This is a genomic window from Marinomonas sp. KMM3893, from assembly GCF_004352855.1.
In the GTDB taxonomy this organism is placed as follows: Bacteria; Pseudomonadota; Gammaproteobacteria; order Pseudomonadales; family Marinomonadaceae; genus Marinomonas; species Marinomonas arenicola.
Window position 1 is genome coordinate 81,410 of the sequence record NZ_SJSC01000007.1, and the last position, 13,512, is coordinate 94,921.

At 45.7% G+C, this 13,512-nt stretch carries 13 protein-coding genes; all 13 read right to left on the bottom strand.

All coding sequences use genetic code 11. The annotated features are described in order from the left end of the window. Positions 1 to 58 precede the first annotated feature (58 nt). Positions 59 to 1,195 (bottom strand): flagellar biosynthesis protein FlhB, encoded by a 1,137-nt coding sequence (gene flhB, locus E0D71_RS15195; protein WP_133004159.1) that lies wholly within the window; start codon positions 1,193 to 1,195, stop codon positions 59 to 61. Then, the gene (gene fliR / locus E0D71_RS15200) at positions 1,188 to 1,970 is read right to left on the bottom strand and encodes a flagellar biosynthetic protein FliR (RefSeq protein WP_133004160.1); all 783 of its coding nucleotides are present in this window, start codon (positions 1,968 to 1,970) and stop codon (positions 1,188 to 1,190) included. The genes flhB and fliR overlap by 8 nt, the downstream gene beginning before the upstream one ends. Continuing rightward, positions 1,970 to 2,239 (bottom strand): flagellar biosynthesis protein FliQ, encoded by a 270-nt coding sequence (fliQ, locus tag E0D71_RS15205; protein WP_133004161.1) that lies wholly within the window; start codon positions 2,237 to 2,239, stop codon positions 1,970 to 1,972. The genes fliR and fliQ overlap by 1 nt, the downstream gene beginning before the upstream one ends. Before the next feature lie 2 nt (positions 2,240 to 2,241). Next, positions 2,242 to 2,979 carry a flagellar type III secretion system pore protein FliP gene (gene fliP / locus E0D71_RS15210; RefSeq protein ID WP_133004162.1) on the bottom strand — a complete coding sequence of 246 codons (738 nt, stop codon included), beginning with the start codon at positions 2,977 to 2,979 and terminating at the stop codon, positions 2,242 to 2,244. Beyond that, a complete protein-coding gene (fliO, locus tag E0D71_RS15215; RefSeq protein WP_243712048.1) occupies positions 2,976 to 3,401 on the bottom strand; it encodes a flagellar biosynthetic protein FliO in 426 nt (141 codons plus the stop codon). Before fliO ends, fliP begins: the two co-directional genes overlap by 4 nt. 5 nt (positions 3,402 to 3,406) lie before the next feature. Continuing rightward, entirely contained in the window at positions 3,407 to 3,868 is a 462-nt protein-coding gene (gene fliN / locus E0D71_RS15220) for a flagellar motor switch protein FliN (RefSeq protein WP_133004163.1), read from the bottom strand. A gap of 1 nt (position 3,869) precedes the next feature. Next, positions 3,870 to 4,847 (bottom strand): flagellar motor switch protein FliM, encoded by a 978-nt coding sequence (gene fliM, locus E0D71_RS15225; protein ID WP_133004164.1) that lies wholly within the window; start codon positions 4,845 to 4,847, stop codon positions 3,870 to 3,872. A 5-nt stretch (positions 4,848 to 4,852) separates the two neighbouring features. Then, entirely contained in the window at positions 4,853 to 5,371 is a 519-nt protein-coding gene (locus E0D71_RS15230) for a flagellar basal body-associated FliL family protein (RefSeq protein ID WP_133004165.1), read from the bottom strand. Positions 5,372 to 5,486: 115 nt separating this feature from the next. Continuing rightward, positions 5,487 to 7,619, bottom strand: a complete 2,133-nt coding sequence (locus E0D71_RS15235) for a flagellar hook-length control protein FliK (protein ID WP_133004166.1) — start codon at positions 7,617 to 7,619, stop codon at positions 5,487 to 5,489. Between the two features lie 54 nt (positions 7,620 to 7,673). Continuing rightward, the gene (locus tag E0D71_RS15240; RefSeq protein ID WP_133004167.1) at positions 7,674 to 9,374 is read right to left on the bottom strand and encodes a fused response regulator/phosphatase; all 1,701 of its coding nucleotides are present in this window, start codon (positions 9,372 to 9,374) and stop codon (positions 7,674 to 7,676) included. Between the two features lie 3 nt (positions 9,375 to 9,377). After that, a complete protein-coding gene (locus E0D71_RS15245) occupies positions 9,378 to 9,680 on the bottom strand; it encodes an STAS domain-containing protein (RefSeq protein ID WP_243712049.1) in 303 nt (100 codons plus the stop codon). Positions 9,681 to 9,712: 32 nt separating this feature from the next. Continuing rightward, positions 9,713 to 11,626 (bottom strand): hypothetical protein, encoded by a 1,914-nt coding sequence (locus tag E0D71_RS15250; protein ID WP_133004168.1) that lies wholly within the window; start codon positions 11,624 to 11,626, stop codon positions 9,713 to 9,715. Next, on the bottom strand, positions 11,619 to 13,493 hold the full coding sequence (locus tag E0D71_RS15255; protein WP_133004169.1) for a hypothetical protein: 1,875 nt from the start codon (positions 13,491 to 13,493) through the stop codon (positions 11,619 to 11,621). Before E0D71_RS15255 ends, E0D71_RS15250 begins: the two co-directional genes overlap by 8 nt. Positions 13,494 to 13,512: the final 19 nt, after the last annotated feature.

Consider the following 13,512-nt stretch of genomic DNA (forward strand, 5'->3'; position numbering starts at 1 on the left):
TTTGACGGTCAAAAATCACACACACATCCCACTAAAATTAAACACTCATTTGAAACGGCTACTTGCCGTCCCATTGAAATTCGTCTGGTACTTCTAAACTCGGCATTACATCTGGGCGAGGCGCGCCACTTCGCGCATTGCGTAACTGATAAACATACGCCAATAATTGAGCAACGGCTTTAAATAACCCCTGAGGAATTTCTTCGCCGATTTCTGTATGGTGAAAAATAGCTCGAGTTAAGGTGGGCGATTGTATCACAGGGATATCATAGTGATTGCCTACTTCTCGTATTTTCAAAGCAATGAAGTCACTGCCTTTGGCCAGCATAACTGGGGCCTTACCTCCATTTTGATCATACTGTAACGCCACTGAGAAATGGGTTGGGTTAGTGATAATAACATCCGCTTGAGGCACATCTGACATCATGCGGTTCATCGCGGCCTGACGCTGCAATTGACGAATCCGCCCCCTTACTTGCGGGTCACCCTCTTGCTGTTTAAATTCGTCTTTGACTTCTTGCTTGGTCATTTTGAGCTTTTGTTTGTGTGACCATATCTGAAACGGCACATCAATAGCAGCAATAAAAACCAACGCCAACGCCACAAACACAAACGACCAAATAACCATGCTGGCGCCGTGAGCAATCGCCATTTGCACCGATTGGAACGTCAGCCCTAAGGCTTCGTCAAGAAAGTGCGTAATGACAATGGCGGCAACGCCACCCACCAAGGTCACCTTTGCAATCGACTTCAACAACTCCACCAGCGATTGCACAGAAAACATGCGTTTTAATCCCGAAATGGGATTCATCTTGCTCAACTTGGGTAACAACGGCTCCCAAGAAAAATTCAACCCACCAAGGCAAATACTGCCAACTATGCCTGCGGCGGCCAAAATCGCCATCATCACGAACATCGAATCCATCACAGACACAATGGAGCTGTAAAGATGAAAGACCATCCTGCCATACTGAAAGACATCGGCTCGCTCGATCACAAAATTAAAGCCAAACACCGACTCAAGGTCTTTTGTTAGCATGGTGCCGGTACCGTAAATCGTCACCGCGGCGACAACTAACAGCAGTGCTGCACTCAGATCTTTAGAGCGAGGTAAATTACCTTTCTTTCGAGCGTCTTCGAGTTTCTTACTACTGGCACTCTCCGTCTTTTCACTGCCGTCTTCGTTCTCAGCCATGCAAACGAATCCCCCACACGTCTTTCATCCAGCTTGTTATTTCGTGGAAAAACAAGCGATAAATATCCAAAAAGTCTTTTAGCATTATCCAGAAAAAGAACAAAGAGAACAGCATTATGATAGGAAAGCCCAACGCAAAAATATTGAGTTGAGGCGAGGCTTTCGCAACCACGCCAAAAGCAAAGTTCATCACCAGAACCGCAATCGCTAACGGCATCACTACCAACAATGCTTTTTCAAACATCCAGCCCCCCAGTAACACCAGCTGCCAATAATGTTGGCTATCGAAGCCGCCACCGATCGGCCAGTATTGAAAACTCTCAGCCAAATACTCAATCATCACCAAGTGACCATCGGTTCCCAGGAACGCCAGCGCCACCATGGACACATAGTACTGCCCCATGGTGGCAACAGATACACCATTGGCTGGGTCATTCGACATGGCAAAACCAAGGCCTGCCTTCATTGCCGCCAATTGCCCCGCAAGGGAAAACACTTGGAACAAAATGGTAATAACAAACCCTAGAGCAAAACCAATCACCAATTGCTCAGCAATTAAAACGATAAAAGCCGGAGAAATAGGATCGTAAGCGGGCACATGAATAACAGGGGTGACGATAATGGCAATCAAAAAGGCAAAGGCGACGCGCACTTTCGCATTCACCAAACGACTACCAAACAACGGCAACGCCATAAGAAATGCGCCTATGCGAAAAAAAGGCAGCAAAAAACTGATAGTAAGGTTCAATAGTTGATCAGGGTTAAGATCAAGCATCAGCCGATTATCATTGGAATATTAATAAACAGGTTGGTCGTGAAGTCCGTTAACTTGGTTAAAATCCAAGGCCCCAACTGCATGATAACCAAAATAGTAACAATGAGTCGCGGCAAGAAAGACAATGTCTGCTCGTTGATTTGTGTGGCGGCTTGAAAAATACTCACCAACAACCCGACCAACAAACTTGGCACCATGACGGCTCCTACAATCACCACTATCAAATAAAAACCCTGACCATAAAGATCTAAAACAACTTGAGGATCCATGGCTACATCCCAAAACTGGCGGCTAGGGTTCCCATAATCATAGACCAGCCATCTACCATTACAAAGAGCATGATTTTAAACGGCAAAGAGATAATAACCGGAGATAGCATCATCATCCCCATTGCCATCAAAACACTCGCCACAACCATATCCACAATCAAGAAAGGGATAAAAATCATAAAGCCAATTTGAAACGCCGTTTTCAGCTCACTGGTCACAAACGCTGGTATCAAAATAGTAAACGGTAAGGTTTCTAATGATTGAATCTTTCCCTCTTTGCCGGCCAACTTCACAAACAACGCAATATCATCTTCACGAGTTTGCGCCAGCATAAAGTCACGCATAGGCGTTGCCGCCGCTTCGACCGCTTGAATCGACGTCATCTGCTCCTTCAAGTACGGCTGAAGCGCCACTTCATTCACCTTATCTAGGGTTGGCGTCATAATAAATAAGGTCAGAAACAACGCCATACCCACCATGATTTGGTTCGATGGTGTTTGCTGCAAACCTATTGCCTGACGCAAAATAGCCAACACTACAATAATTCGGGTAAAAGCAGTCATCATCATCAATGCAGCTGGCAGCAATGTCAGCGCAGTCATGATAAAGAGAATCTGCAAGGATACTGAATAATCCTGGCTACCGTCGGCGTTGGTCACCACTTTCACCGCAGGAAGCCCGACTTCCGCCCATGACAGAGTTGGAAACAACAATAGACAGAGCAGCGCTAAACGCATCATGATACCGCTCCTTTATCTGCATCATCCAGCTGAGAACTCGATTCCGCTTCAGTCATTACCTGCGCAAATGCCTTACCGTTGGTTGAAAAGCTTTTAAGGTGATTAATGGATTGAGAGGTCACTCCCAACAAGATTTTTTCGCCTTCCACTTCAATCAAGACAATTTTTTCCTTAGCGCCTAAGGATTGGCTACTAACCACTCGAATATCAGACTGCCCAAAACGCATTTGAGTAACTTGCAACTTTTTAACAAGCCACAAACAAGCGGGAATAAACACCACAATAAAAGCCAGAGATAACACGACTTTCCAAATAGAATAAGTGGTTGGCATTTCTTGAGGAACTGCGGCATGCACATAGGAAACAGCCATGCTAAGCATGGCTGTTATTAGGGTAACGCTTGTCTTTAAACAGGTTTTCACAAGGCTTACTTCAATCGTCTGATACGCTCATTAGGACTAACAACGTCTGTTAGGCGAATACCATATTTGTCGTTTACTACCACCACCTCACCATGGGCAATCAAGGTACCATTTACCAAGACATCCAATGGTTCACCAGCGAATCGATCCAACTCTACGACAGACCCCTGCGTCAGCTGCATGAGGTTACGTATGGCGATTTCCGTGTTGCCTAATTCCATTGATAAGGTAACGGGGATGTCCATAATAAGATCAAGATCAGACCCCACATCGGCACCCGAGCTTGATGGTGTAGAAAGCTCTTCCAGCTTAACCGGCTTTACATCTTGCTCGGACATGGCGGCTGCCCACTCATCATCAAGATTGTCCTCGGCGCCAGCATCGCCTGCTTCAGACATGGCCGCCGCCCACTCATCAGCGAGATCTTCGTCCATTCCTGCTGCATCTGGATTTTGTTCTTCTGCCATGTTATTTCGTTACCTTGTTAATTTTAAAGTCTTCAACCATCTGCACAGAATAGCGTTCATTGCTCACACCAAGCTTTCCTTTAAAAGTAGGAACGCTGTTGGCGCGCACTGTGACAAATTCTGGCATTTCTATAGGAATGATATCACCAGCCTTAAACTTCATCACCTCACGCAAAGATATTTTACGATTCGCCACGTTCACTTTAAGGTTCACATCGATGTCTTTCACATCTTGCTCTAGGGACCTTCCCCAACGGTCATCTTTTTCATCAACATCACTTTGTACCCCCGCATCCAGTAGCTCTCGAACGGGCTCAATCATAGAATACGGCAAGGTAATATGCAGCTCTCCACCACCACCATCCAGCTCAATATGGAAGGTAGACACCACCACAACTTCACTTGGGCTAACAATGTTTGCCATCGCCGGGTTTACTTCAGAGCTAATGTACTCCAACTCTAATTTTAATACCGGTGCCCATGCTTCGGTCAAATCAACAAAGACTTGCTCTAACATAAGCTGCACGATGCGTATCTCGGTAGGCGTAAACTCACGGCCTTCAATTTTGGCGTGACGGCCATCACCGCCAAAGAAGTTATCTACCAACTTGAACACCAACTTGGCATCCAAAATAAATAACGCGGTGCTCCTTAATGGTCGAAACTTCACCAAGTTCAGACTTGTTGGTACGTACAAGGTATGAACGTACTCTCCAAACTTCATGATTTGAAGCCCGCCAGACGATACGTCCGCGGTTCGTCTCAGCAGATTAAACAGACTAATTCGAGTATAGCGAGCAAAACGCTCGTTGATCATCTCCAAGGTAGGCATGCGCCCACGAACAATACGCTCTTGGCTCGTAATGTCGTAAGAGGCCACCCCATTGGCGTCTCTTATATCTTCCTCTTCAGGTGTTTCATCCGCGCCATGTAAAAGAGCGTCGATTTCATCCTGAGATAATAAGTCTTGCGCTGACATAATCGCTACTGCATCACAAAGTTAGTAAACAACACGCTATCAATACCACCTTTTCCGGTTTCTTGCTGAAGAATACCATTAATGGAATCTAATGCTGCCTTCTTTAAGGCGGCTTTACCATCCATTGTTTGTAAAGCATCAAATGACTGGCTCGATAGCAGCAGAACCAAGCTGTTTCGAATTAACGGCATGTGCACTTTTACCGCATCAATTTGCACCTGATCTCTGGACTTAATGGTCATATCGAGTTGCAGATAACGCTGCTTGCCATCCACCATGAAATCCACCACAAAGGGGGCATCTAGTTTAAGATAGATAGAAGGCGCATTGACCATAGCGGCGTCTTCTGTGCTGACAGCATCACCAGAGGTTGCGTCATCAGAACCGCTGAACAAAAAGAAATACGCAGCAGCACCGCCACCACCTAACAAAACCAAGACAATAGCTAAGATGATAATGAGCTTTTTCTTACCGCCTTTTTTTTCAACCTCTGCCCCAACATCTAAACCATCTGCTTCAGCCATGATAAAACCTTTGTTATTGATTACTTGATAAAAGAAAGCGCATCACTAAGCTTCTTGCGCCAATAAGTCTCTATTCTACAAAGAATAAAAAATAGCACCATGCCTTTCCCTTAATTTAAGCATAGTAATCAACACCCGATGGCGATACATAAGAAATATTTCGAACGGACAGGTCGTCATCCCCATCGTCGCCAGTTAAAAAGCGACTGGCATTAGCCGTTGACCCGCCCTCTCTAGCATCTTGGTATTGACCGCCGCTGGTCTCTTGTTGAGACACACCCACATCTACGCTATCCAGATCCATCCCTTGCTGAGCAAGCATGTCCCTCAATCTGCCCATTTGGCTTTCTAATAAATCTCTGGCTTGAGGCGTGGCGGCCATAAAACTCACCTGGGTATTGTTATTGTCACTATCCACAGACACCTTCACCGTTAAACTGCCTAACTCAGGCGGGTCTAGCTTTATGTGTGCTGTATGCCCGCCAGATTGCGCAACAAAGGCCACTTTTTGCCCCATTTCCCCAGCCCAGCCTGGATGATTCGGAGGCACAGACATGGCTAAATTTTGCGGAGAGTTCATCGGCTGCATATTGGCTGCTGCTGGCGAAAGTCGGTTAGTTGTATTATTTGTCGCTGTGATTGAGCTATTCAGCCCTCCGGACTCAGAGTCTCTAGAGGTACCATCCCATTGACTGGCCATTTTACCAATCATCGCATCTTGCTCTTTCTTACGTAACTCTAGCGGCTCATTCGCCAACAAACTGTTTTTGTCTATTGTTGAAGCCAGATTGCCATCCGCCGTTAAACCATCCGTTTGTCCATTCGCGGCACCACCAACTGCCAAAGCGCCTGCCGCCAATGGCTGAGCGTTTTTGACCTCGTTGGCTAAAGCCACCTGATCGGCCACTTTAGTGGTTGGTGTGGGAATACCAGACACAGCGCTTTTATCGACACCGGCATCAGAGGCCGTCGTCGCAGCCGCAGTCGCCGCGGGAGCACTCCCTCCCATTTGAGAAAGCACCCAAGATAATTCTGTACCATCAGCCGCATCCGGTGCTTCGCTAGATTCAGCAGGTTCAACTTTACCGTCTTTAGCTAAGAGCATCGGAGCATCCGCTTTATCTAAAGCAGCTTTTGCGCCGTTAGCATTCACCCCCTTCGCCGCCAGACCAATGGTCGCTAGACCTGCAGCTACTTCCTTCGCTTTGCCTTCTTTAGCCTGTAATGCTCTCACTTCTGCCGGGACTTTATCGCTTATTTTTTCAGTCCCTTGTGACTTGATTGGCTGAACACCCGACGCCGCTAACGGTTGACTAGATAATAATGAATTCGTCGCTATATTCCCTGAAGCACTAAGCTCAGGGGCGGACTTGGCAGAGCCGGATAGATCGGAAGCAGATCGCTCAGAAGCAGGTTTTGCATCAGAAAGAGACTGTTCAGGCGCAAGCTCTAACTCCGAGGCCACACCTGCCTGGTTTGGATTCTGGTTATCCACATCTGAAGAAGTAGTCAGTTTATTTCCACCGACCTTCTCTACCATCCCTTGATCAGGGTTATTGGCTTGCAAACTATGAGCGGCAGCATCAGAAGTTGCCTGCGCGCCCTCAACTTGACCCGCCATATCTGAAGCGTCATTAACGCCAAGCGCCTCCCCTTTTGAGGTCATGGCAGCGTCTACTGGTGGCGTGGTACTCGGAACCGTCTTGCTTACCCCAGAGTCACTGGTTACAGCCGTCGACGTCTCGTTCTGCACATCATCAGCCCCCTCAGTTACGCTTCGCAAAACACCAGACTCCGTCTTACCGCTTTTTGCCAAAAGCTCGCTGTCTGGCGAATTTTGTCCTGTATGGTGCAAACTCTTGCCGTTATCTATCACTTTTTCTTGGGTGGCGTTTTTAGCCTGGCTGGTGAGGTCCCCATTGCTTGCCCGCGAATGACCATCTTGTAAAGAAGACTCACTGGTGCTGCGATCACTGCTTGAAGAAGACAACGTGGATTCTTTTGCGGCCCCTTCTTGGCTAGGATTTGAGCGAGTCACGTTATCTGCACCCTCATCAGTACTCACAACCGCTTCACCCTTGCTTTGTGTAGGCTGTGATTTTGCGTCGGAAGCTAACTCCCGCTTCGCTTTTTGAAGGTTTTCTGCAAATACTTGACCACGAGAATCAGCACCTGACGAATGGGTGTTGATAGTGGATTTTGATGGGGGTTGTGAAGATGACAACACCGAGTTTGTGACTGTTTGCATAATTTCCTCCGGCAATAGAAAGCAACATGCAAGACAAAGGCCAATCTAACTATTTCAGTTTAGCTGCCAACGAAAACACGCACTGACAGAGCGTCCGCCATGAGAAAACTCCAGTTTTTCACATAACTGATTTAGCAGCGCCAAGCCTCGATTATAAGGCACGTCTGTATTGTCTAAATCAAACGCTACGCTCTGATAGTCAAAACCAGGCCCACTGTCTGTGACTCTAAGTTCGAGCTCACCTGACGCAGAGTCAGAGGTCGCCTTTACTTGAATCGTCACTGAACCTTCTTCTAATGCACATAAAGCCTGCTCCCTCTCTTCATAATATGAAGCAAACCCCTCTAGGGTATTCTTCTTATCAGAAGACAGCCTTAACACACCATGTTCAAGAGCATTAGAATACAGCTCAGACAAAATCATAAACACATGACTCGCGTATTGTTTTAACCCTGGCGCCGTGGTGATAATTTGAAGTATATAAGGAAGTGGATCCGTCGAACGCAAAGAGTCAGCGTTTAACCTGTATTCAAAAGAGAAATCTGCCGGAGCTTCTTGCTTATAAGACGGTTCACTAGCGTCCGCTGAATGCACGCCAATTTGGGGGGTGAGTGAAACTTCTAAACAAGAAATATCATCATGTGGACTCTCTAAAACACCCGCTTGCGCCATCCGATCAATGAGCCAACTCAAGCCGTTATGTGACAAAACTTCACGGTTGCAAAGCGAAGCAACCATGGCTTCGTAGAAGGAGGTTCCTTGCGCTGTCTTGGCTTCAAAAAGGCCATCCGAATAAACCAGCAACGCATCGCCCGCTTGAAACGATACCGGATCAATAGCAAACTCAAAGTCAGCAGGAGACAGCACGCCTAACGGTAAATTCTTTGATATAAGTCTTTTAGGTTGTTGCTCAAACTGAGAGAAAAACAATAAATCAGGCAGCCCACCATTCCAGATTTCCATGCTTTTGTCGTTGGCTTTAATATCAATAAAAGCCGCACTGCAAAACATATCTGGTGGCAAAATTCGCTTAAGACGTGCGTTTATTTCAGGCAATATTTGCCTCATCAAAAAGCCTTTTTTCGTCCAATCAAAGAATATATCCGCCAATGGCAAAGCACCAATAGCAGCAGACAACCCCTGACCTGTAAAGTCACCCAGTAATAAGTGCATCCCTCCATTAGGCTTATAAGCCGCCAATATGACATCGCCGTTGAAGGTATGACTACCATAATGAAAAGTATGTAAAGCAGGGTCGCTTAAACAGTTCGAGTGGGTAATATTTTCGTAAACCACTTTCGCCACTTCCTGCTCATACACCAACATTTCATTATATTGGGATAAAGCTTGGTTTTGCTTCGCCAGTGTTTTTTGCATGACTAAAATTCGTGTAATTGCGTCCAGTTTAGCCGCAATTATCGTTGAGCAATAAGGCTTAGAAATGTAGTCTGTGCCGCTTATTTTCAAGCAATCTAATAGCGACACCGAGTCACGATCGCCAGATAAAAACACAATCGGGACAAACACACCATTCGCAATGCGCTGTATTTCTAGGGCAACCGATCGACTATTGCAAAAAGAGGGCGTGACGCCTAAACAAACCAGTTGAATAAGCTCAGGATCAAATAAATCAATGGCTTCGCGACCATCATTCACAACCACCACTGCATGACCAAGTTGCTCGAATATCGTTTTTAAAAGCACACGATCTGGGGTCGTTTCATCCGCAATAAGAATGGTAATGTTTGCTTCCATAAATTACTCGGACATCGTAAAAAGGCGGTTGAAATTAGCCATTTCTAACACTTGGCTAACAACGGCGGAGCAATGACTGAGAAGCACTTTGGCCCCTCGCACATCGGCGTGTTTTTTAAGCAGCAGTAACATACCCAATGCCGAACTATCTAAGTAGCTAACATTCGATAAATCAACGGTGTACGTTTTAGCTTGAGGCGTTGACACAAAAGCATTGCGAAACACACGATGGCAATAAACATCAAAACGCCCATTCACTTTAATCATCAGGTGCGCTGAACTTTCATCATAACGGTTTTCTATCACAATCCCCTCCAAACACAAGAAGGAGAGCTTAGTTAAGACTCGTCCAACCCATCTGTATTTTCTATTAAAGCGATTATTTCTTTGTTACCGCTATCATCCAATCGAGTTACCTCGAGTAATAAATTGTCAATTCGGTCTTGTATTTCATTGACCGATTGTTTGGCACGCTCCAATCGAGCAGCGCCGATACTGTGATCCGACTCTAAAAGAGACAAGGTTAGGGAAACCCCTTCCTGCATGGCAAAAATCTGCTGCTGCACACTACTAATATCGTGTTCTAAATCAATGGAAAAACGCTGGCGAATTTGCTCAGAGCTGTCTTCTGTCGCCGATAAACTAGCGAGCACTCCAGCACGAACTTCATTCAAACAGCGGTCAACATCATTCAAGAGTAAGACCTGCCCTGCGACGTCTTTTTCTACCAAAACCAAACGCTGTAGCAGCAGTTCATAGCCAACTAATATGGTGTCATCAATCTGATGAGACAAAGAAGAGACATTTCCTAACTCGCTAACAAGCGACTCTGATAAGGCGTTATTAACCGGCACAATCGACTTAATATGCTCACAATTGTCGTTTATTTTTGCCGTTAATAGCGTTTTTATTTGTTGTAGTTTAGTAATTTTAAAATCGAGTGAAGGCTGCAATTCTGAGTGTTCTGCGGCGTTTATAAGATCAATAACAGAGCGTCGTATTTCTTCCAATAGCAGTGAGAAATCTTGAAATGGGGAGTCGCTTCTAAGCACGCGTATTGGGTAATGCCAAGTACCTTGAACCATGAGTTCTAAGCTTTTTCTTAACACTTCAATTTCCGCTAACTGTGAAAGAGGTGTCAGCGATACTAAGAAGGATACATCATCACTTTCCTGATCTATTAATCGCTCTACAACAACGGAGTAGCGCCCTTCTAACAAGCTCAATTTAATATCATGGTCGCCACTTAAAATGTTATCCGGTAAACGCTCGCCAAGCGGCCCATCTATGCCTGGGTCAATGTCAAACAGAGGCTCGAATACACTTGCGTTCTGCTCCCATAAATCACTAAACCCTTTGCTCAGCCACTTAACATCTCCCTTCTCATCTGCAATCAGAAAAGCGCTGGTTAAATGAGACATACCTAATGTCATTAATTTTTGATCCAAAATAGACTCTGATAATTCGAGCTCGCGCGCGGACAATTCATTCTCAAACAGTCGGCCCAAATCCGTGAATTCATCAATGACGTTATAATTCTGATCCGATGCAAAGCTTCCTTGTTTATGCTTTTCAAGCACCACGTGCAAATGCTGAAAGCCTTTTCCTAATCGTTTCACCAAAGTGGTCGACAAAATAACAAGCAGTAAAGCAATACCACCAAAAACAACCAACAATCCCCACTCACCGTAATCAAACAAGGTCTTATTACGCGCGTTCAGTGCTAATTGCTGCTCAGCGAACTCCCTTCCTTGTTCCCCTGCTCGAGCGATAAAACGCCGAATTTTCTCTTTTTCTTGAACAAATAAACGTCGACTCTTCGCCACTCGCGACGCCTGATGCTGCTCCGTAATTTTTTTAAGAAAAGACAACTCTGGCTTCACATCCAGAAAACGAGCATTGGCATTAACCTGCTGATAGCGGGATAACAGAAGGTCGATATGGGTATAAACTTCGAGCAATTTCATTGGCAGCAGTTCGCTCTCTTTAACCTCTGAAAAAGAAACGTTAACCCCTGCTCTTTGGTCACTCAAAAGCCACTCAAACCAATAACGCTCCGCGGTGTTTGTGTGGATCATTAATGTGGCCAAACCAGCCTGCTTCTCCGCTCGCTCACCAAACTCCAAATCAACAAACTTATACAGCCCGACAGCGCCCACGACGAGCGCCAGCAAGAGGGCAAAAACCCCTTTCTGCACAGAACCAATCAACTCTTTTCGAGGCAAATTCAAAGAAGCATCTTGCTTAGTCATAGTTACTCACACTTTCTAAAGAGTGTTGCGGCCAAAGGTAATGAATAAAATCCGATATCGTATTGGTATTTATCACAAAATTATTCTCGTATGCAGCATTACATCCAAGTACGCACAAACCATCGCTGTCTGATAGCACGCTCAAATGACTCACATCCGCCATTGCCACCTCATCTGGTAGCCGAGCACACCAAGTAAAGAATGGCGCCTGAAAAGCCAAAGAACAGCCGTCGAGCAAAAGCACCATACGATTAACGACTTCGTTCTGACATAATACGATACGGTTAAAATATTCCATACCGTAAAGTAGCGCACTTTCACGCTTACCCTCTCCTGTCGAGAATGAGCCAAGAAGCGAATGAGAAGCAGCCGAGACAATATCCAGCACTAGGTTGGCCTCAATCCACAAGAGGCCGCCTTTTAGCGCAACTTGGTAATAGCCAGTTTTCTGTGCTGAGCGCTCGCCACTGGGCACCTCTTTAACCTCAGGTAAAAGGCATTCAGCCAACCAGGGCTCAATGAAGCGTCTGGATTTTGCCGTTAGCCAAATGTTTTTTATCCGCTTTCCAGCTTGATAAGAAACAGCACAAACACCTTCTTCTTGATGCAAACTCTTGATAGCAACAGCCACATAACGACCATCTTGATTGATCACAAAGAGCTCAAGACTTGTGTCATTCAAACACTGAAAAACACCATCTTCAATCAAAAAAAGGTCCGCATTAACGTGCAAGCTCGCCCCAATCCCAGTCTCAAAGTAGCACGTCCAACCAGAATCGGTTCGCTGGAAACGCGTATTTTGAAGTGCAAAACAGCCGACAAAGTCGGCCTGATCAAATGCCCAGCACTGTTCACCAACATCAACCACATAGAGCCAAGAAGAGAGCAGATCACGCCCTAAACAGACCTTGTTACTAGCAAGATCAACTTTCGATTCAGCCACACTGGTAGCGTCACTATCGGCGTCGATTTGTAAATAATGATAGCCTGCAATTCGAACAGGACGAGCCAACTGCCCAGCAGTCACAGCAATCGGTAGCATAGACAAAGAGCGAGGCACTAAACGCTCGCCATTCACCAGCTTGCCGCCACGCTCTATCGATGAGAAATAGTCAGAAAATTCAACATAATAATGTGTTCTTATCGATTCAGAAATCGACGCTAGCAAAGCACGACGCTGGCGCTGAGGAAGCGCCTCAGATAAAAAAGTCGCACCATAGCTGGATAGCAAAAACGCAGCCTTTGGCTCGTTCTCGTCCGTTGCCGAGTAACGCCAAGTAAAGTTAGCAAAGCGCGCGCTTAGCCAATCCAAAGGCTGTACAGTACACAGATGAAAATACCCCGTTCCCACACTATTCAAGTCTTCATCAAGATGAAAAGACACCTTGCCAATAGCGGACAAACAAGCCATTGCGCCTGTGATATCCAGTGGACTTGAAACAATTGGACGCCCCTCATACAAATAGCAAGGAAGCGCACGAGCCAAGGATTTTTTTTGTTCCAATAAGCGCCAACAAAAACGCTCTTCAGTAAACAAAGAAAGCGTTAATCCTACATAAGCCTCTCCAAGAGCCCAAGCCAAAGTGTATTGCTCAAGGCTGTCCGCCATTTCAGATAACGCCATGGCTAACTTACTATCGTATATAGGTTGCTTGCTAATAACATTGTCGACACTGAGCAGGCCAAGTCGTGTCCGTTCACAGACAATATCAGGGGCATGATTGGCGACTAAACAGTGAGATAAATCCGATAACGCACACTTGATATTGATCAAGCCAGACTTAGGGGAAGGTGGGTAGGCATCAATTGCCTCAGCCAACGCGGAGATAACAGAAGAGTAAGTGCTAACAACAATATCCTTTGGCACCTAATATCACCTCAATTCG